The organism is Sandaracinobacteroides sayramensis, assembly GCF_022014495.1.
Classification (GTDB): domain Bacteria; phylum Pseudomonadota; class Alphaproteobacteria; order Sphingomonadales; family Sphingomonadaceae; genus Sandaracinobacteroides; species Sandaracinobacteroides sayramense.
In genome coordinates this window covers 453,466-472,655 of the sequence record NZ_JAKLSQ010000001.1, presented here as the reverse complement: position 1 = coordinate 472,655, position 19,190 = coordinate 453,466, and the positions used below count along the sequence as shown (strand labels likewise).

Sequence of the window (19,190 nt, the reverse complement as noted above, 5' to 3'; positions counted from 1 at the left end):
AGTCAGAGCGGTCCATTTTCGCCGCTTTCGCTTTCTTGCGGCTCGGCCGGGGGGAAGGCGGAGCTTTCTTCCGGCAGCGGGTCGAGGAGGCCGGCCGCCTTCAGTTCGGCGAGACCGGGGAGGTCGCGCCGGGTTTCGAGGCCGAAGTGTGCGAGGAAGGCGGGGGTGGTGGCATATTGCATCGGCCGGCCCGGCGTCTCGCGGCGGCCGGCGGGGCGGACGAAGCCCGCCTCCATCAGCGAATCGAGGGTGCCGCGCGCCGTCTGCACGCCGCGGATCTCCTCTATGTCGGCGCGGGTGACCGGCTCGTGGTAGGAGATGATGGCGAGCGTTTCCAGCGCGGCGCGGCCGAGCTTCTTCGGCACCTCGCGGGCGCGTTCCAGCACCGAGGCGCAGTCGGGCGCGGTCTGGAACAGCCAGCGGCCGCCGCGCTGCACGAGGTTGACGCCGCGCGGCGCATAATCGGCGACCAGCGTTTCGAGCGCGGCGCCGAGGTCGCCTTCGCCGGCATAGGCGCGGATGTCGGACGGCAAGAGCGGTTCGGCGGCGGCGAAGAGGACGGATTCCACCCGGCGTGTGTAGCTGTCCGGGGGGATTTGATCGGCGGGGGCGTTGGGTTTGCGGGTCGCCCCCAGCCCTGCCCCTGCCCTGGAGGGAAGGGGTTCTTCCGTTGGTGGCTCAGTCGACATCTTCGACATCGGCTTTTTCGCCGGTGACGCGCTGGCTGAGGGCGGCCGCCATGAACGGGTCCAGCGCGCCGTCCAGCACGTCCTGCGGGGAGGTGCTGGTGAGGCCGGTGCGCAGGTCCTTCACCAGCTGATAGGGCTGGAGGACGTAGGAGCGGATCTGGTGGCCCCAGCCGATGTCGGTCTTGGTGGCGTTGACGGCGTTCGCCTCGGCCTCGCGCTTCTGCAGCTCGGCCTCGTAGAGGCGGGCGCGCAGCATCTTCCAGGCGGTGGCGCGGTTCTTGTGCTGCGATCGCTCCGTCTGGCAGGCGACGACGATGCCGCTGGGCAGGTGGGTGATGCGGACCGCCGAATCGGTGGTGTTGATGTGCTGGCCACCGGCGCCGGACGCGCGATAGGTGTCGATCCGGCAGTCGGACTCCTTGATGTCGATCTCGATCGAATCGTCGATCTCCGGATAGACCCAGACCGAGGAGAAGCTGGTGTGGCGGCGCGCGGCGCTGTCGTAGGGGCTGATGCGGACGAGGCGGTGGACTCCGGATTCCGTCTTCGCCCAGCCGAAGGCGCCTTCGCCCTTCAGGAGGATGGTGGCCGACTTGATGCCCGCCTGCTCGCCGGCGTTGTAGTCGATCAGCTCGACCTTGAAGCCGCGGCGTTCGCCCCAGCGCATATACATGCGCTGCAGCATTTCCGCCCAGTCCTGGCTTTCGGTGCCGCCGGCGCCGGAGTTGATTTCGATGAAGCTGTTGAGGCCGTCCGCTTCGCCCGAGAGCAGCGCCTCGACCTTGTCGTGCTCGGCCTTGGCTTCCAGCTCGGCGAGCGCCTTCACGCCTTCGTCGACCAGGGCTTCGTCGCCCTCCATTTCGGCGAGCTCGATCAGTTCGACCGTGCCTGCAAGGTCGGACTCGATCTTCTTCGTGGCGGTGATCGCCTCGTCGAGCTTGCGGCGCTCGCGCATCAGTTCCTGCGCCGCCCTCGGGTCATTCCAAAGGGTCGGGTCTTCGGCGCGGTGGTTCAGCTGGTCGAGCTTCTGGAGAGCGCGATCCCAGTCAAAGAAACCTCCTCAGCAGGGCGAGCGCCTGCTGGATTTTGTCGATATGGTTCTGGGCTTCTGCACGCATGATCGGCGTCGTCTAGGCGGCGGGCGGCTCGGTCCGCAAGTCTTTTCGGCTGTTGACGCCGCGCCAGACCGTCAGGCGGAAAAGCAGGAAGCCGAGGCCGGCCCCGGCGGCGAGGCCGGCGTGGAGGAGCCAGAAGCTGGCGGCGTCCATCGTGGAGAAGAGGCCGCCGATGCGGCCGACCAGCCAGTTCCCGGCCGAGAAGGCGAGATAATAGAGGCCGATGACGGTGGCGTTGAGCGGCGCCGGGGCGACGCGGGCGAAGAGCGCCAACGTGACCGGCATGATGTGCGCGAAGCCGATCGAGTTCAGCACATGGAAGAGGACGGGAAGCGCGAGGCCGATCTTGCCGCCGCCTTGCGTGGCGGCGGCGAACGCGAGCGTCAGCATGCCGGCGGTGGTGAAGAGGCTGCCGATCAGGATCTTGCCGAGCTCGTCCGGCTCCTTGTGCTTCCTGCCCCACCAGCGCCAGAAGAGCGCCACCCCGGCGAGGAAGGAGACGGAGACGATGGCGTCCAGCGTGACGAGCCAGGTGGTGGGGAGGCGGGTGTCTCCAAACGCGAGGTCGAAGGCGCCGTCGCCCCAGACGAGATAGGCGTTGAAGATCTGGTTGTTGGGGATGATGGCGATCGCCATCACCGGGATGAGGGCGAGGAGGCCGAGCGTCTGCTTCCTTTCGGCCGATGTCAGGCGGATCTTCTCGCCGGATCCGCGCTGGATGGGCGGATCCTTCGGGAGGTGCTTCTGGCCGGCGATGTAGATGCCGAGGCCGATCAGCATGCCGATGCCGGCGGCGCCGAAGCCCCAGTGCCAGCCGACCTTTTCGCCGAGCGTGCCGACGATCAGCGGCGAGGCGATGACTCCGGCGTTGATGCCGAGATAGAAGATCTGGAAGGCGTCTGCGCGGCGGTTGTCCTGCGCGCCGTAGAGGCCGCCGACCTGGCTGGCGATATTGCCCTTGAAGAGGCCGGTGCCGAGGATGAGGCAGAGAAGCGCCAGCAGGAAGGCCGGCTCGAACGCCATCAGGAAGTGGCCGACCGCCATGGTGATGGCGCCGATGAGGACGGTGAGGCGGCGGCCGAGCAGCCGGTCGGCGATGAGGCCGCCGAGGATCGGGGTGAGATAGACGAGGCTGGTGTAGAGGCCGAAGATCGCCGAGGCGAGCGGCTGGCCTTCGAGGCCGCCGAGCAGCGATTGCAGCGGGCGGAGCAGCCAGACGCGCTCCATATTGCCCGGAAGCAGCAGATATTTGACCATGTAGAGGACGAGGAGCGCCTGCATCCCGTAATAGGAGAAGCGCTCGAACGCCTCCGAGAAGGAGAGGTAGCCGAGGCCCTTGGGGTGGCCGAGGAAGGCGCGGTCTGCTGCGGGGGCCGCTTCGGCGGCGGATGCGGTTGTGGCCATGTGCGTTGCTAGCGCGGATGTTTGGGCTGTGGAAGGGCGTTTCCCTCTCCCCCGGCCGGGGGAGAGGGGGCTAGTAGATGCCGCCTTGCTGGCGGAGGAAGTCGCTGTCGGACTTGACGCGGGCCTTGGGCTGGACGGGTTGCAGGGCCTTCAGATCGTCGGCGCTGCGGTAGATGCGGCGCGGCTCGCTGTCGGCCTTGAAGGCTTCCCAGATGACTCCGGCCTTCGGGTCCAGCGACGGCCAGGTGCCGTAGACGCGCTGGCCCGAGCGGCGGTCGACGCGGACCATGCGGACGCCCGGCGGGGCAAGGAAGGGGTCCGGATCGGGCGGACTGTCCTTGAAGGCCTCGGTGTAGAACTGCTTCCAGATGGGGGCGGCGAAGGTGCCGCCCTGCAGGCCGCCGAGGTTCCGGGGCTTGTCGTGGCCGATGTAGAGGCCGGCGACGAAATTGGGGGTGCCGCCGACGAACCAGACATCCTTGGGGCCGGTGGTGGTGCCCGTCTTCCCGGCGATCGGGACGCCGAGCGAGCGGAGCGTCACCGCCGTGCCGCGCTGGATCACCCCTTCCATCATGTGGGTGACCTGATAGGCGGTGCGGGCGTCCATCGCCTGGCGGCGGTTGTCGGCCGGGCGGGGCATCTGCTGGCCCTGCCAGCGGGTGGCGTTGCAGCCTTCGCAGGGGCGGCTGTCGGCGCGGTAGATGACCTTGCCGTGCCTGTCCTGCACGAGGTCGAAGAGGACGGGCTCCACCGCCTTGCCGTTGTTGATGAGCATGGAATAGGCGTTGACGAGCTTCGCCGGCGTGGTTTCGCCGGCGCCGAGCGCGATGGCGAGGACCGGCTGATAGTCGCCGATGCCGAGATCCTTCGCCAGCTTCACCACATTGTCCATGCCGCTGTTGTAGGCGATGCGGATGGTCATCAGGTTGCGCGACTGTTCGAGACCCCAGCGCATGGTCTGCGCGCCGGCGTAGCCGCCGCCGAAGTTGCGGAAGCATTTGGTGCCGAGCGCGCGCGACTGGTAGACGCAATAGGGGGCGTCGGAGACGATGGAGGCCGGTGTCATGCCATTGTCGAGGCCCGCCGCGTAGACGAAGGGCTTGAAGCTGGAGCCGGGCTGGCGCATCGCCTGCGTGGCGCGGTTGAAGCTGGAGCCGCGCACGTCGAAGCCGCCGACCATGGCGAGGATTCGGCCGGTCTGCGGTTCCTGCACGACCATGGCGCCGGAGACTTCCGGGATCTGGCGGAGCGCGTAGCTGCGGCCGGAAATGCGGGTGACAGGGACGACGTCGCCCGGCTTCAGCTGCTGCCAGGCGGGGATGCCGTTTCGCGGGCGCGCGGCGTCTCCGTTCGACATGTGGGCGGTGCTGCCGTCCGTCAGGCCGATGGTGAGGCCGCCGCCGGTCTTTTCGAGGATGACCGCCGCGCGCCATTCCGGGTAGCCGACGCCGATATTGGCGGTGCGCAGGCGCTGCGCCCAGCCCTCGCCGGTTTCGATGCTGGTGACCGGGCCGCGCCAGGCGCGGCCGGAATCGTAGCGCAGGAGGCCGTTGCGCAGCGCCTTTTCGGCGGCGGCCTGGACCACGGGATCGATCGTGGTGCGGACCCAGAGGCCGCCGGCGTAGACGCTGTTGGGGCCGCTTTGCGCGTCCTCGCCGAAGCGCTCGATGAGCTGGCGGCGGACTTCCTCGATGAAATAGCCGCCGACATCGGATTGCAGGCTGGGGACGCCGGTGTTGGTGGTGTCGATGGGGGTGGCCTGCAGCGTGCGCGCCTGCGCCTGCGTGAGGTGGCCGTTCTTCGCCATTTCCCCCAGCACATAGTTGCGCCTTTCCATGGCGCGGCTGTGGTTGGTGGCGGGGTTGTAGGCGGACGGCGCCTTCAGCAGGCCGGCGAGGAGGGCGGCTTCCTCGGCCCGCAGCTCGGCCGCGGGCTTGCCGAAATAGGCCTGCGACGCGGCTTCTATCCCATAGGCGCTCCGGCCGAGGAACACCTCGTTCAGATAGAGTTCGAGGATCTGCTCCTTGGTGAAGAGCTGCTCGATCCGGCGGGCGAGGATCGCCTCGCGCAGCTTGCGGGCGATCGAGACCTCGTTGGTGAGCAGCAGGTTCTTGGCCACCTGCTGGGTGATGGTGGAAGCGCCGATCGGGCGCCTGTCGGACCCGAGCGACTGCACATTCACGAGGACGGCGTTGGCGATGCCGGCGTAATCGAGGCCGGAATGCTCGAAGAAGGTCTTGTCTTCAGCCGAGGTCACGGCCTGGATCGCGACCGCCGGGATTTCCGCATAGGGGAGGTAGATTCGCCGCTCTCTGGCGAAGCTGTGGAACGGGGTGCCGTCGTCCGCGCGGAGCGTGGTGGGGAGCGGCGGCTGGTAGTTGGCGAGGCTGGCGGCATCCGGCAGGCCGCGGCCGATCAGGAACCAGAGGAGGCCGATGCCGGCGAGGCCGAGCACGCCCAGCGCCGCCAGCAGCCAGAGGAGGCTGCGCGGGATGCGCGCCAGCAGTTGCTTCAGGCGATCCGTGAACCGGGGGGACTGGGCTTCCGGGCTTGACTCCATCGGCCCCCTTTAGCGCCGACTTCGCGCAGGCGACAGGGGAAAGCGACGGTTTGCCGGTGGCAAGATTTCGCTTCTGGCCGGGAAGGGCGGGGAAGCGCATCTGGCCGGGATGAGCGAGATGGGCAAATTGTGGCTGGTGGGCGCCGGGCCGGGTGACTCCGATCTGCTGACGCTGAAGGCGGCGCGGTTGATCGCCGACGCCGATGTGCTGGTGCATGACGGGCTGATCGGGCCGGGCGTGCTGGAGATGGCGCGCGCGGGCGCCGAGACCATCAGCGTGGCGAAAAGGCGCGACCGGCACAGCCTGCCGCAGCCGGAGATCAACGCCCTGCTGGTGCGCAAGGTGCTGGCCGGGCTGAAGGTGGTGCGGCTGAAGGGCGGCGACCCCTTCGTGTTCGGGCGCGGCGGCGAGGAGCTGGAAGCGGCGCGGGCGGCCGGCATCCCCTGCGAGGTGGTGCCGGGGGTGTCGGCGGCGCTGGGCTGCGCGGCGGAGGCTGGGCTGCCTTTGACGCATCGGGCCTTGTCGAGCGCCGTCAGCTTCGTGGCCGGCACCTGCCAGGGGCTGAAGGAACAGGACTGGCGCGGGCTGGCCGGGCCGGGGCGGACGCTGGTGGTTTACATGGGGGTGACGACGGCTGGGCTGATCGCCGACAAGCTGATGGCGGACGGGGTTTCGCCCGACATGCCGGTCGCCGTGCTGGAGCGCGGCACTTTGCCCGGCGCGCGGGCCATTCGCACCTTGCTGGCGGAGCTGGGCGAGGTGGTGGCGCGCGAGGGCGTGCGCAGCCCGGCGGTGCTGGTGGTGGGCCGGGTGGCCGGCCTTGCCAATGCCGAGGATGTGATCGCCCGCGCGACGATGCGGCAACTGGAGGGGTTGGGCGCATGGTGAAGCTGCTGACGGGCAATGAGCTGACCCGCGGCGATGTGCTCTGGTGGACGGGAGACGGCTGGAGCAAGCGGATTTCGGACGCCGTAGCGGTGGGCGAGGAGGCGCAGGCGATCATCGAGCGCGAGACTCCGCTGGAGCGGGTGAACGAGCTGGCGCTGATCGACGCCGAGGAAGTGGCCGATGCGGCGGGAAGCCGCTGGCGGCCGGTGAAGGCGCGCGAGCGGATTCGCGCCTTTGGCCCGACGGTGCGGGCCGATCTTGCAATTCCGGGACAGGACTGGCGCTGATGTACCTCTACGATGAGATCGATCAGGCGATTGTCGACGCGCGTGTCGACGAGTTTCGCGATCAGGTGAAGCGGCGGCTTTCGGGCGAGCTGGACGAGGACCATTTCAAGCCCCTGCGGCTGAAGAACGGGCTTTATCTGCAGCTGCACGCCTATATGCTGCGCGTCGCCATTCCCTATGGCACGCTGAACGGGCGGCAGATGCGCAAGCTGGGCGACATCGCCCGGCGGTTCGACCGGGGCTATGGGCATTTCACCACCCGGCAGAACCTGCAATACAACTGGATTCGGCTGGAGGAGGCGCCCGACATTCTGGCCGAGCTGGCGACGGTGGAGATGCACGCCATCCAGACCAGCGGTAACTGCATCCGCAACATTTCCAGCGACCAATATGCCGGCGCCGCCGCCGACGAGGTGGACGACCCCCGGCCCTGGGCGGAGCTGCTGCGGCAATGGTCCACATTCCACCCCGAGTTCAGCTATCTGCCGCGCAAGTTCAAGATCGCCGTGGTGGCGAGCGAGCAGGACCGGGCCGCCGTGCAGCTGCACGACATCGGCTTGCAGCTTCGGCGCGACGAGGCGGGGGAACTGGGCTTTCGCGTGTTTGTGGGCGGCGGCATGGGGCGGACGCCGATCGTGGCGCCGGTGATCCGCGACTTCGTGGGCGTGGCCGATTATCTGAGTTACTGCGAGGCGGCGCTGCGCGTTTACAACCGCTATGGCCGGCGGGACAATATCTACAAGGCGCGCATCAAGATCCTGGTGCATGAGCTGGGCGCCGACGAGTTCGCGCGGCAGGTGGAGGCCGAATTCGCGTTGGTGAAGACGCTGGGCGTGGACGCGCCGGCCGCCGAGGTGGAGCGGATTCGCGGCTTTTTCGCGCCGCCGCCGTTCGAGGCCGGGCTGGCGGAGACCATCGAGCTTTCGGAGCCGGATTTCGCGCGCTGGGTGGAGCGGCAGACGCATCCACACAAGGCGCCGGGCTATGCCATCGTAAACATCTCGCTGAAGCCGGCCGGGGGGATTCCGGGCGACGCTTCCGCCGAGCAGATGGAGCTGGTGGCCGATCTGGCGGAGCGGTTCTCGTTCGACGAGATCCGGGTGACGCATGCGCAGAATCTGGTGTTGCCGCATGTGCGGCTGCTGGACCTGAGGGCCGTCTGGGAGGCGCTGCGCGGGGCCGGGCTGGCGAGCGCCAACCTCGATCTGGCGAGCGATATCATCGCCTGCCCGGGGCTGGATTATTGCGCGCTGGCCAATGCGCGTTCCATCCCGCTGGCGCAGAAGATCGCCGAACTGCTGGCGCCGCAGGAGGCGGAGCTGGGCGAGCTGAAGATCAAGATTTCCGGCTGCATCAACGCCTGCGGACATCACCACGCCGGACACATCGGGGTGCTGGGCGTGGACCGCAAGGGCGTGGAGAATTACCAGCTTTTGCTGGGCGGTTCCGGTGCCGAGGATGCGAGCCTGGCGCAGATATTGGGGCCTGGCTTCGACGAGGACGGGGTGGTGGCGGCGGTCGGCAAGGTGACGGATGCCTATCTGACGGAACGGCTGGACGGCGAGCGGTTCCTGGACACCTATCGGCGCGTGGGGGCCAAGCCGTTCAAGGAGGCGGTCTATGGCTGAGCTGTTCGCGATCGACGAGCGGGCCGAGCTTTCGGCCGAGCCCGAACTGGTGCTGGGGCCGGAGGAGGATGTGCGGGCGCATGGCGGGCTCGGCAACCATCGGGTGGTTGCCATCGCCTTCCCGAAGTGGCGGGACGGGCGCGGCTATTCTTCCGCCCGCATCCTGCGCGAGGCGGGGTTCGAGGGGGATATCAGGGCGGTCGGCGACCTGACGGTGGACCAGCTTGTGTTCCTGAAGCGGGCTGGCTTTTCCTCTCTGGCGCCGGAGCGGGCCATAGACCGGGAAGTGGCGGCGCGGGCGCTGGCGCGCTATGAGTTCGTCTATCAGAAGGCGGCCGACGGCCGGGCGCCGGCCTGGGCGCTTCGGCACAGGGATGGCGCCGCGTGAGCACGGCGCAACTGGCGCGAAACGAGGCGCCCTGGCGGCCGGCGGATGCGGCGGATCTGAACGCCCGTTATGAAGGGCGGGGCGATCTGGCGTTGGCCGATGTGCTGACCGACCCGGCTTTTGGCGAGGTGGCGCTGGTTTCCTCGTTCGGGGCGGATTCGGCGGCGTTGCTGCATGTGGCGGCCGGAATCCGCAAGGATGTGCCGGTGCTGTTCGTCGAGACCGGCTGGCTGTTTCCCGAGACGCTTCGCTATGCCGAGGATTTGTCCGCCTGGCTGGGGCTGAAGGATGTGCGCTGGCTGCGGCCCGACCGGGGTGTGCTGGAGGCGAAGGACCCGAAGCGGTTGCGCTGGAGCTATGACCCGGACGGGTGCTGCGAAGTGCGCAAGGTGGAGCCGCTGGACCGGGCGCTGGCGGGGTTCGATCTTTGGGTTTCGGGGCGCAAGAGCCATCAGAACCGGGAGCGGGCGCAATTGCAACTGTTCGAGGGGCAGGAGCGGCAGCTTAAGCTGAACCCGCTGCACGACTGGTCGTCGGCGCGGCTTCGGGATTATGCCGTGGCGCACAAGCTGCCGCCGCATCCGCTGGTGGCGGACGGCTATCCCTCCATCGGCTGTTCGCCTTGCACCAGCCGGGTGCAGCCGGGGGAAGACCCGCGCGCCGGGCGCTGGCGCGGATGGGACAAATCCGAATGCGGGATTCACAAGGTTGGAAGCGCCGATGGGGGCGAGCCGGTTTTCTGATCGTTGGCGCCGAGGCTTGCCAAAGGGCGGCCGGGCTTTAGGGTCTCGCCGATGGCGGATTTGGATCCCAGAATTGTCGCGGTGGAACTGGATGAGCGGACGGTCATCTGGCGCAACGCCGATGTGGAACAGGAACGGCGGGTCGCGATCTTCGACCTGCTGGAAGGCAATATGTTCCGGCCGCTGGAGGTGGAAGGCGGCGGCCCCTGGCGGCTGGTGCTGCGCGTGGAGGACGGCCGGCTGGCGATCGACCTGACGCAGGAGGGCGGAAGCGCCGGAGGCACGATCCTGCTGGGGCTGGCGCCCTTTCGCCGGGTGGTGCGGGAATATTTCGCGATCTGCGACAGCTATTACAAGGCGATCCGCAACGCTTCGCCGAGCGCCATCGAGACGATCGACATGGCGCGGCGGGGGATTCACAATGGCGCGGCGGAACTGCTGATGGAGCGGCTTGACGGGCGGGTCGAGATGGACTTCGACACGGCACGGCGGCTGTTCACGCTGATCTGCGTTCTTCACATCCGGCAGTGAACTCCGGCGCGAAGCGCCGCAAGCGCGACTGCGCGCCCGCGCTTGTGCGCGGAGCGTTCGCGGATGCGAACGAAAGGCTTGAACTCCGGCGCGAAGCGCCGCAAGCGCGACTGCGCGCCCGCGCTTGTGCGCGGAGCGTTCGCGGATGCGAACGAAAGGAAAAATATGGGCGTTATGCCGGATAGCTGGATTCGCGAACGGGCGTTGCGCGACGGGATGATCGAGCCCTTCGTGGAGGCGCAGAAACGGGATGGCTGCATCTCCTACGGGCTTTCCAGCTATGGTTATGACGCTCGGGTGTCGGACGAGTTCAAGATATTTACCAATGTGGATAGCGCGGTCGTCGATCCGAAGGCGTTTTCGGACGCGAGCTTCGTCGACCGCAAGACCGATGTGTGCGTGATCCCGCCGAACAGCTTCGCCTTGGCTCGGACGGTGGAATATTTCCGCGTGCCGCGCGATGTGCTGGTGATCTGCCTGGGCAAGAGCACCTATGCGCGTTGCGGGATTATCGTGAATGTGACCCCGCTGGAGCCGGAATGGGAGGGGCATGTGACGCTGGAATTTTCCAACACCACGCCGCTGCCGGCCAGGATCTATGCCCATGAAGGCGCCTGCCAGTTCCTGTTCCTGAAGGGGGACAGCGTTTGCGAGGTGAGCTACGCCGACCGGGCGGGGAAATATATGGGGCAGCGCGGGGTTACCTTGCCGCGATTGTGATTTGGCAGCGGTGTTCGTGGGGGCGGCCCCACCTGGACCCCTCCCCTGAAGGGGGCGGGGTCTTTTTGGCCTAGAAGTTGCGGATCAGCTGGCTGAGGCGGGCTATCCAGGGGGCGTCCGCCACCACCGTCTGGCGGCTGCCGGGGCGCGAAGGGAGGATGTGCAGCTTGCTGCCCTCGCTGGCGACCAGGCGGCCGAAGGTGAAGCGGCCGACGCTGCGCGGAACCAGAATGTCGGTATTGACGGCTTCCGCGAAGCGGGGCGGTGGAAGCTGCTCCAGCCAGAGCTGGTCGCCGGCGCGGTAGTCCCCTTGCGAGTCGCGGATCACCAGGCCGATGGCGCCGGGCGCCGGGGCGGGAGGGTGCAGCGCCAGCGGTGTGCTGAGCGATTGCGCGCCCTCCGCCGTGAGCTGGGCGGCGACGGGGACGCGCGAATCGCCTTCCTGGGCGATGAGTTCGCGCGGCTCCACGTCCAGCGCGCGGGAGAGGCGTTCGATCCAGGGGACGGTGAGCTGGCGGGTGCCGGTTTCCAGCCGGCCGATGGTGACGGCGGTGGTGGGCGGTTCGCAGCGGGCGGCTACGTCCGCGAGCGTCAATCCTCTGGCTTTCCGAATTTCGCGGAGGCGACTTGTCATTCTTATGCTCCGGTTACTCGATGTCCTACAGGGTTACCATTATGGCAAAGGCCTCTTCTTGTCGAGTCTGAAGAAGGAGAGGCCATGTGATTGAAGCTGAAGACTATCCGAATCGTGAGATCGTCCGCCAGATTCTGGCGCCTTCGGATGCGGTGGACCGGCAGATGGTGGCGGTGAACCTTGCCGAATCGCCTTTGGGCTGGCTGGCGCGGCGGGGAATGCTGACGCCCCGGCAGGTGGCCGCGGGCGAGCGGTTGCGCGGCGATCATGCGCGCGCCGGGCTTTCCGCGCGGGTGACGATGCGCTGGGATGTGGCGCCGGCCGGTGGGCGCGAGCGCGGCGGGGCGGGTGCGCAGGGGCAGGCGCTGGGGGCGATCGACGCGAAGCGGCGATTCGATTCGGCGATGGCGGCCGCGGGCGCCGGGCTTTCCGATATCTTGTGGCGGGTGGCCTGCGAAGGCGAGGGGCTGGCCGAGGCCGAGAAGGGGCTGGGCTGGCCGACACGGGCCGGGAAGCTGGTGCTGGGGTTGGCGCTGGATCGGCTCGTGGCGCACTATGAAAACCAATATGGTATTTTTCATATTGACAATCGTGACGCTATGGAATAATGGAATCGGCATGCTCGAGAATTGCGGGTTCGGCCGGGGTCGTCCGCTCTTGAGGACAATGATGGTTATCGGGAGGCCGGGTGGGGCGGGAGCTTTCGTTGATGGAGCGGCTGGTGCGGCTGCCCCATGCGGAGCGGGCGCGCATATTGGAAGGCATCGCGCCGGAACGGCGGGCGGGGGTGGCGCGGGACTGGCGCTGGCTGGCGCGGCCTTCGCAACTGCCGCCTGAAGGCGACTGGGCCGTCTGGCTGATTCTGGCCGGGCGGGGGTTTGGAAAGACGCGGACGGGGGCCGAGTGGGTGACGGCGCAGGCGGCGTTGCACCCGGGTGCCCGTTTCGCGCTGGTGGGACCGACGGCGCATGACGCGCTGGCGGTGATGCTGGAGGGCGAATCCGGGCTTCTGGTGGTGGCACCGGACGGGATGAGGCCGGAGTGGCGGGCGACGCGGCGGGAAGTGCGTTGGCCGAACGGGGCGATGGCCTCTCTGGTTTCGGCGGTGGAGCCGGATTCGCTGAGGGGGCCGCAGTTCCATTTCGCGTGGTGCGACGAGATCGCCGCCTGGCCGAAACCGGCCGAGGTTTGGGCGAACTTGAGAATGGGGCTGCGGCTGGGCGAGCGGCCGAGGGCGGTGGTGACCACCACGCCCCGGCCGCTCGCCTTTCTGCGGCAGTTGCAGGCGGGGGATGGGGTGGCGGTGACGCGGGGGTCTACCTTCGACAACCGCGCCAATCTGCCGCCGGCCTTTCTGGCCGATGTGCATGCCGCTTATGCCGGGACCGCGCTGGGGCGGCAGGAACTGCTGGGCGAGCTGCTGGAGGATCGCGAAGGGGCGCTGTGGAGCCGGGACGGGCTGGATAGCTGCCGGGTGGCCGAAGCGCCGGAACTGCGGCGCGTGGTGGTGGGGGTGGACCCGCCGGCCGGGCCGGGGGGCTGCGGGATCGTGGTGGCCGGGCTGGATGCGGCGGGTGTCGCCTATGTGCTGGCGGATGCGAGCCTTTCGGCGGCGCCGCCGGAGACCTGGGCGCGGGCGGTGGCCTCTGCCCGGGCGCGGTTCGAGGCCGACCGGGTGGTGGTGGAGACGAACAATGGCGGCGACATGGTGGAGGCGACCCTGCGGGCCGTCGATCTGGCGCTGCCGGTGAAGCAGGTGAAGGCGAGCCGGGGGAAGTCGGCCCGGGCGGAGCCGGTTTCGGCGCTCTATGCGGCCGGGCGGGTGCGGCATGTGGGGATGTTCGCGGAGCTGGAAGACGAGATGTGCGGCCTGATGCTGGGCGGCGGCTATGTCGGGCCCGGGAGCTCGCCCGATCGCGCCGACGCGCTGGTGTGGGCGCTGACGGATTTGATGCTGGGCGGGCGCAAGGCCGGCCCGGGGGTGCGTGTGCTGGGGCACTGACGGGAGAGCGGGATGCAGAAGGATTGCAACGGGCCGGGGCTGATCGCCTTCGCGGCCTGGCTGAAGACGCGCGTGCGGGAGCCTTCGACCTGGGTGGGGTTGGCGACCATCGCGGTGGTGCTTGGCTCCGACCCGATGCAGGCGCAGGGGCTGGTGCAGGCGATTTCGCTGATCGTCGGCGGCGGGCTGGTGGCGACGGGTGAGGCCGGGCGCGGCGGAGACGAGTCTTGAACTGGGCGCGGCGCTGGCTTGGCGGCGCCGGGCGGAAGTCTCTGCACGCCGTGCGGCCGTGGGCGGTGGCGGCCGGCGGGGCCGAGGTTCCGGCCTCCTATGAGGGGCAGGTGCGCGCGGCGCTTCGCAATCCGGTGGCGTTGCGGGCCGTGCGGCTGGTGGCCGAGGGGCTGGCGAGCGTGACTCTGGAAGCGAACGAGCCGGGGCATCCGTCTCTGGCGCTGGTGACTCCGGCCTTGCTGGAAGGGATCGCCACCAACCTGCTGCTGGCCGGCAATGCCCATGTGCAGGTGGGGCTGGATCTGGGCGGGCGGCCGGGTGAGCTTTGGCTGCTGCGGCCGGAGCGGATGCGGCTGGAGACGGATGCCGATGGACGGCCGCAAAGCTGGGCCTATCAGTTGGGCGGGCGGGTGCAGCGGTTGCCGGCGGAGGGCGATGCCCTGGAACCGGGGGTTTTGCATCTGAAGGCGGTGAATCCGCTGGACGACCATCTGGGGCTTGGGGCGCTGGAGGCGGCGAGTGAGCCGGTGGCGCTGTTGCAGGCGGCCGGGCGGTGGAACCGCTCGCTGATCGCCAACGCCGCCCGGCCTTCGGGGGCGCTGGTGCTGGACAGCGAGGATGGGGTGCTTTCGCCCGAGCAGTTCGAGCGGCTGGCGGCCGAGATCGAGGCGGGGTTCCAGGGCGCCTCCAACGCCGGGCGGCCGATGCTGCTGGAGGGCGGGCTGAAGTGGCAGGCGCTTTCGCTGACACCGGCGGAAATGGATTTCCAGAAGGCGCGGGAAGCGGCGGCGCGGGATGTGGCGCTGGCCTTCGGCGTGCCGCCGATGCTGCTGGGGCTGCCCGGCGATTCGACGCACGCCAATTACGCCGAGGCCAATGTGGCGCTGTGGCGGCTGACGATCCTGCCGATGCTGGGGCGGATATTGGACGGGCTTTCGCGGCATCTGGGGCTATGGTGGCCTGGCTTGAGGCTGGAGCCGGACCTGGATCTGGTGCCGGCGCTTTGGGCCGACCGCGAGCGGCTCTGGCGGCATGTGGGCGACGCCACCTTCCTGAGCGACGACGAGAAACGCGAGATTCTGGGCTGGGCGCCTGTCGGGAAGGGGGGCCGGGATGGGCTCTGAGGTGCGGCTGACCGGCTATGTGAGCCGTTTCGATGTGCCCGACCGGCAGGGCGATGTGGTGCGGCGCCGGGCGTTCGTGGGGGCGCCGGCCGCTGTGCCGCTGCTGTGGCAGCATGACCCTTCGCGCCCGATCGGGCGGGTGCTGGGCCTGTCCGAAGACGGGCATGGGCTGAAGATGCTGGCCGCCGTCAGCCCCGGGTGCCGGGATGGCGAGGATGCGCTGGCGTTGCTGCGGAGCGGCGCCGTCGATGGGCTGTCCTTTGGCTATCGCGTGAAGTCGGCGCGGCGGCGGCCGGGCGGCGGGCGGGAATTGCTGCGGCTGGAATTGATCGAATGCTCGGTGGTGACCTTGCCGATGCATGAGGAGGCGCGGGTTCTTTCTGTGGGCTGACGCGCGGGTTGGGCGGCCGGATAGGCCAGCTGGGAGAAAGTGAAAAATGGCATATGAAACCAAGGCCGACGCGGTGGTGACCGCGGAGGAGACGCCGGCTGACGTGCGCGCCGGTCTGGAAATGCTGGGCGCGGAAATCCGCGAGAGCCTGCGGGCGGAAGTGAAGCAGGAACTGGAGCAATTCTCGCGCAAGATGGCGAGCGTGCCGCCGCGTGCGGCGCCGGCCGGGCGGAGTTTTGCCGGGAGCAGTTTCGGTGACGGCTATCTGCGCAAGGGGATCGAGGCGGGCTTCGAGGCGAAGCGGCTTTCCGTCGGCGTGGCCGGCGAAGGAGGGCTGGCGGTGCCGCTGGAGATCGACCAGCGCATCGAGGCGACGCTGAAGACGATCTCGCCCATTCGCGCCATCGCCGATGTGGTGAAGGTGGGCAGCGCCAATTACCGCAAGCTGGTGGCGGTGGGCGGTGTCGCCTCTGGCTGGGTGGCGGAAGCCGGCGCGCGGCCGGAGACGGCGACTCCGGCCTTCAGCGAGGTGGCGCCGCCGATGGGCGAGATCTACGCCAATCCGGCGGCGACGCAGCCGATGCTGGACGATGCCCAGTTCGACGTGGAGGGCTGGCTGGCGAACGAGATCGCCACCGAGTTCGCCCGCGCCGAGGGTGTGGCCTTTGTTTCCGGCACCGGCGCCGGGCAGCCCAAGGGCTTCCTGACCTATCCGGTGGCGGCGACCGGCGACGCGACGCGGCCGTTCGGGACGGTGCAGTTCGTTGCCTCTGGCGCCGCGGGGGGCTTTGCGGCGGCCAATCCGGCGGACAGGCTGGTGGACCTGGTGCATGCGCTGCGCTCGCCCTATCGCCAGGGCGCTGTGTGGGTGATGAACTCGAACACCATTTCGGTGATCCGCAAGTTCAAGGACACGACCGGCGACTTCATCTGGCGGAACGGTTTGCAGGAGGGCGAGGCCTCGACCCTGCTCGGCTATCCGGTGGTGGAGGTGGACGCGATGCCCGACATCGGCGCCAACAGCCTGTCGATCGGATTCGGGCAGTTCCGCTCGGCCTATGTGATCGCCGAGCGCGGGGAGACCGCCGTGCTGCGCGACCCCTATTCGAACAAGCCTTTCGTGCATTTCTACGCCACCCGCCGCGTGGGCGGGGCGCTGGTGAACAGCGAGGCGCTGAAGCTGATGCGCTTCTCGGCGACCTGAGCCGGGCTTTTCGGGCGGCGAGGGTGACTGGGAGGGCGGCTTCGCCCCCCCCTTTTTTCGGACGAGGGGTTTGGGCCGATGGGAATCCTGTCTGCGGCGGTCGAGGCCAATGGGTGGGTGTTGGCCGTGCGCGGCGACTGGGCCGCGACGGCGGGCGCCTGGAGCCACGGCGGCGACGATCGCGTCGAGGGACGGTTCCTGCTGAACGGCGTGGAGCAGTTCGCGCTGGACCCCGATGGCGCGGCGCGGGTGCGGCTTAGCGTGGTGCGGCAGGGCTTTGCCCGCGAGGGCGGACGGGCCGTTCCGTCCGTGGGGGATTCCGAGCTTCTGGTGGCGGTGAAGGCGTTGCGGCGGCCCTGGCCGAACCAGACGCAGTTGGACGAAACCGATCATGGCGATGGCACGCGGACGCTTCGGCTGGCGCTTTCCGGGCGGGTCTATGCCGGCGACGTGGTGACGGGCGCGCGGTTCGCGGCCGGCTGGAAGCCGGGCGGCGGCGAGGCGCTGGTCGGGGCGGTGGCGAATGGCTCGACGCGGGCATTGCCGGTGGCCATTTCGCGCTGGGCGCAGCCTTCGTTCGCGCTGGTGCGCGGCACCACGCGGATGGACGTGGATGTGATCGTGGCGGCGCACCATCCCCGGCATTTTGGGACATCCTTGCATCAGGCGCTGGCGGCGATGAAGATCACCGCGACGGACGGGGTGCTGGCGAAGGAATTTTGGTTTGCGCGGGACCGCGTGTCTGCGCAGCATGGCGACAATCTGCTGTGCTGGGGGGGCGAGATCGACCTTTCCGGGCTGAGCCCCGGGCCGGTGACGCTGCACCGCGAGGAGTTTCCCTGGATCGGGGCTTCGCGCTCGACCGGGGCGGGGCATTCCACCGATGCGACCGATGGGTTGCCTACGGCCTGGGCTTCGCCGCTGATGGTCTGTTACGATCCCGACGGCACGCTCTATCCGAACGGCCATGTCTATGTGGATGCGGCGAGCGGATCGACCGATGCGGCGGCGGTGACCGTTGGCGGCTCGTTGGCGGAGGCGAAGGCCGGGCGACGGGCGGCGGATATCTCGACGGCGTTCCAGGCCCTTTATCTGAGGAACTACGCCCTGCCTGAACGCAATGGCTGGGCGGCCGATACGCAGCGGGCCGCGGACTGGACGACGGTGACTCTGGCGCCGGGCGTGCACGGCTGGGGCGAGACGGCGGTGACCTCCGGGCTGGCCTGCAACGAGGGCCGGATACGGATCGAGGGGGATCCTTCGGACAGCGACCCGAGGGCTAACTGCATCTGGCGCTCCGGCGGCACCTCGCCGACGAAACGGGCGGGGCGTTTCTGGTTGCGGAATCTGACCGTGGAGGCCGGGGAAGCCTCTCTGGGTGGGGCGCTCTGGCACTTTGAGAATGTGGAACTGCGGGGCAAGCCGGGCTTCGAGGCGAGCACCACCCCTCCGGTGAGTGCCTCCTCGCCGACGGGTTATGCGCGCATGTCCGCCACGCGGATGCGCTGGTGGCGCTACGGGGTCGGCCCGGAAGGTTCCAGCCTTCGCTTCCTGCTGATGCGCAATTGCGAGCACAGCCGTTCGGCTTCGGCGGTGGTGCATATCAGTTCGTCGAAATGCGCCGACCCGCTCTTCCCGACGCGCGACACGGGTTCGGCGCCGGCTTTCGCCACCTGGGGGCTTTCGACCCTGACCAACAGCGATGCGATGCTGTGGGGCTGCCGGGCAATGGACTGGGCGGGGCGTTTCGTGAACGTCCAGGGATCGCGCGACAGCGGCGCGGGCGTGACCGGCGATCCCGTGAACCATCTTCGCTTCGCCATGGTCAACTGCCTGTGCGAACGGTCCCGCGGGGTATCGTCCACCCGGATATGGAGCATGGGCGAAAGCAGCCCGGAACAACTGCAGGACAGCGTGATCGAAGGCAATACGCTGCAGGGCAACGGCTGGAACGGCTGCTACAATGGGGGCGCGCTGGGCGCGCCCTATACCGACCTGGCGCATATCGGCAACTCCCTGCGCAACAACCTGTTCGGCCGGCATGCGAAGAAGGGGGATATCTTCAACCGCGACGGCAGTCTGACCGCCGAGTGGGAGTATCTCTACGGCGTCGGCTTTGCGGGCAATGTGCATGCGAACAGCAATGTTACGGAGTCGAGCAATTTCCAGTTCGCCTGGTTCGGCCTCGGGGCAGCGGTGGACACCAGCTACGCCGGATATGGAAGCAATGCGTTCCTGCGTTTCGTGTCGGACATGTCGGACCGTGGGCCGCGGGCACCGGTGGGGCCGGGAAATGGGGATTACCGCCCGGATGCCGGTTCGCCGGCGCGCGGGCGCGGGCGGGCGGCTTCGACGGCGGTCGATATCGACAATCTGCCCCGGCGCGGGATTTTCACCGCCGGGGCGCTGGAGGCCGTGCCTTTGCCGCCGGCGCAACTGCTGCCCGCAAGCGCCGCGCTTGCGCATCAGGGTGAAGCGGCACGGCTTTCCCTTCGGGTCGGGTTGCGGCCGCAAGCGGCGGCGCACGGCGTTTCGGACACGACGGCCTGGCTGACGGCGCGTGGCGCGGGCTGGCCCTTGCCCGCCGGCCGGATGCTGCGGGTGGACGGGGAAGGGCGGACGGCGCGGATCGTTCGCGACTGAGATATTC

The 19,190-nt window shown here is 68.7% G+C and carries 19 protein-coding genes; 14 read left to right on the top strand and 5 right to left on the bottom strand.

Annotation, left to right across the window (positions count from 1 at the left end; all coding sequences use genetic code 11):
* Nucleotides 1-2 precede the first annotated feature (2 nt).
* The 4 genes from scpB to L6Q21_RS02135 all read right to left on the bottom strand — a co-directional run bounded on the left by scpB (nt 3) and on the right by L6Q21_RS02135 (nt 5,768).
* Nucleotides 3-689, bottom strand: coding sequence for an SMC-Scp complex subunit ScpB (gene scpB, locus L6Q21_RS02150; protein WP_237828819.1), 687 nt, complete (start codon nt 687-689; stop codon nt 3-5).
* Nucleotides 679-1,807, bottom strand: a protein-coding gene (gene prfB / locus L6Q21_RS02145; RefSeq protein WP_237828817.1) for a peptide chain release factor 2 whose coding sequence is annotated in 2 segments (ribosomal slippage) — nt 679-1,737 and nt 1,739-1,807 — 1,128 coding nt in all. Because the reading frame shifts where the segments join, the coding sequence is not laid out codon by codon here. The genes scpB and prfB overlap by 11 nt, the downstream gene beginning before the upstream one ends.
* 12 nt (nt 1,808-1,819) lie before the next feature.
* Nucleotides 1,820-3,208, bottom strand: a complete 1,389-nt coding sequence (locus L6Q21_RS02140; RefSeq protein ID WP_237828816.1) for a peptide MFS transporter — start codon at nt 3,206-3,208, stop codon at nt 1,820-1,822.
* A 70-nt stretch (nt 3,209-3,278) separates the two neighbouring features.
* A complete protein-coding gene (locus L6Q21_RS02135; RefSeq protein WP_237828815.1) occupies nt 3,279-5,768 on the bottom strand; it encodes a penicillin-binding protein 1A in 2,490 nt (829 codons plus the stop codon).
* Between the two features lie 109 nt (nt 5,769-5,877).
* On the opposite strand from L6Q21_RS02135, the gene cobA reads away from it, so the two are divergent.
* From cobA to dcd, 7 genes are all read left to right on the top strand, one after another.
* Nucleotides 5,878-6,657 carry a uroporphyrinogen-III C-methyltransferase gene (cobA, locus tag L6Q21_RS02130; RefSeq protein WP_237828814.1) on the top strand — a complete coding sequence of 260 codons (780 nt, stop codon included), beginning with the start codon at nt 5,878-5,880 and terminating at the stop codon, nt 6,655-6,657.
* A complete protein-coding gene (locus L6Q21_RS02125) occupies nt 6,651-6,944 on the top strand; it encodes a DUF2849 domain-containing protein (protein WP_255696648.1) in 294 nt (97 codons plus the stop codon). Before cobA ends, L6Q21_RS02125 begins: the two co-directional genes overlap by 7 nt.
* The gene (locus L6Q21_RS02120) at nt 6,944-8,572 is read left to right on the top strand and encodes a nitrite/sulfite reductase (protein ID WP_237828813.1); all 1,629 of its coding nucleotides are present in this window, start codon (nt 6,944-6,946) and stop codon (nt 8,570-8,572) included. The genes L6Q21_RS02125 and L6Q21_RS02120 overlap by 1 nt, the downstream gene beginning before the upstream one ends.
* Nucleotides 8,565-8,960: a DUF934 domain-containing protein gene (locus tag L6Q21_RS02115; protein ID WP_237828812.1), complete on the top strand. Its 396-nt coding sequence runs from the start codon at nt 8,565-8,567 to the stop codon at nt 8,958-8,960. Before L6Q21_RS02120 ends, L6Q21_RS02115 begins: the two co-directional genes overlap by 8 nt.
* On the top strand, nt 8,957-9,703 hold the full coding sequence (locus tag L6Q21_RS02110) for a phosphoadenylyl-sulfate reductase (RefSeq protein WP_237828811.1): 747 nt from the start codon (nt 8,957-8,959) through the stop codon (nt 9,701-9,703). The genes L6Q21_RS02115 and L6Q21_RS02110 overlap by 4 nt, the downstream gene beginning before the upstream one ends.
* Before the next feature lie 51 nt (nt 9,704-9,754).
* Nucleotides 9,755-10,234, top strand: coding sequence for a UPF0262 family protein (locus L6Q21_RS02105; protein ID WP_237828810.1), 480 nt, complete (start codon nt 9,755-9,757; stop codon nt 10,232-10,234).
* Between the two features lie 165 nt (nt 10,235-10,399).
* Nucleotides 10,400-10,954 (top strand): dCTP deaminase, encoded by a 555-nt coding sequence (dcd, locus tag L6Q21_RS02100; RefSeq protein WP_237828809.1) that lies wholly within the window; start codon nt 10,400-10,402, stop codon nt 10,952-10,954.
* Nucleotides 10,955-11,024: 70 nt separating this feature from the next.
* On the opposite strand, the gene L6Q21_RS02095 is transcribed toward dcd, so the two are convergent.
* Nucleotides 11,025-11,588 carry a helix-turn-helix domain-containing protein gene (locus L6Q21_RS02095; protein ID WP_237828808.1) on the bottom strand — a complete coding sequence of 188 codons (564 nt, stop codon included), beginning with the start codon at nt 11,586-11,588 and terminating at the stop codon, nt 11,025-11,027.
* Nucleotides 11,589-11,752: 164 nt separating this feature from the next.
* Between L6Q21_RS02095 and L6Q21_RS02090 the strand changes: the two genes are divergently transcribed.
* The 7 genes from L6Q21_RS02090 to L6Q21_RS02060 all read left to right on the top strand — a co-directional run bounded on the left by L6Q21_RS02090 (nt 11,753) and on the right by L6Q21_RS02060 (nt 19,183).
* A complete protein-coding gene (locus tag L6Q21_RS02090) occupies nt 11,753-12,196 on the top strand; it encodes a DUF6456 domain-containing protein (RefSeq protein WP_237828944.1) in 444 nt (147 codons plus the stop codon).
* 101 nt (nt 12,197-12,297) lie between these two features.
* The gene (locus tag L6Q21_RS02085; RefSeq protein WP_237828943.1) at nt 12,298-13,590 is read left to right on the top strand and encodes a DNA-packaging protein; all 1,293 of its coding nucleotides are present in this window, start codon (nt 12,298-12,300) and stop codon (nt 13,588-13,590) included.
* A 12-nt stretch (nt 13,591-13,602) separates the two neighbouring features.
* Nucleotides 13,603-13,821, top strand: a complete 219-nt coding sequence (locus L6Q21_RS02080; protein ID WP_237828807.1) for a hypothetical protein — start codon at nt 13,603-13,605, stop codon at nt 13,819-13,821.
* Complete coding sequence (locus tag L6Q21_RS02075; RefSeq protein WP_237828806.1) at nt 13,818-14,945, top strand: phage portal protein; 1,128 nt, start codon at nt 13,818-13,820, stop codon at nt 14,943-14,945. Before L6Q21_RS02080 ends, L6Q21_RS02075 begins: the two co-directional genes overlap by 4 nt.
* Nucleotides 14,935-15,336 (top strand): HK97 family phage prohead protease, encoded by a 402-nt coding sequence (locus L6Q21_RS02070; RefSeq protein WP_237828805.1) that lies wholly within the window; start codon nt 14,935-14,937, stop codon nt 15,334-15,336. The genes L6Q21_RS02075 and L6Q21_RS02070 overlap by 11 nt, the downstream gene beginning before the upstream one ends.
* A gap of 46 nt (nt 15,337-15,382) precedes the next feature.
* Nucleotides 15,383-16,540, top strand: a complete 1,158-nt coding sequence (locus L6Q21_RS02065; RefSeq protein WP_237828804.1) for a phage major capsid protein — start codon at nt 15,383-15,385, stop codon at nt 16,538-16,540.
* Between the two features lie 78 nt (nt 16,541-16,618).
* A complete protein-coding gene (locus L6Q21_RS02060; RefSeq protein WP_237828802.1) occupies nt 16,619-19,183 on the top strand; it encodes a hypothetical protein in 2,565 nt (854 codons plus the stop codon).
* The last annotated feature ends 7 nt before the right edge of the window (nt 19,184-19,190 follow it).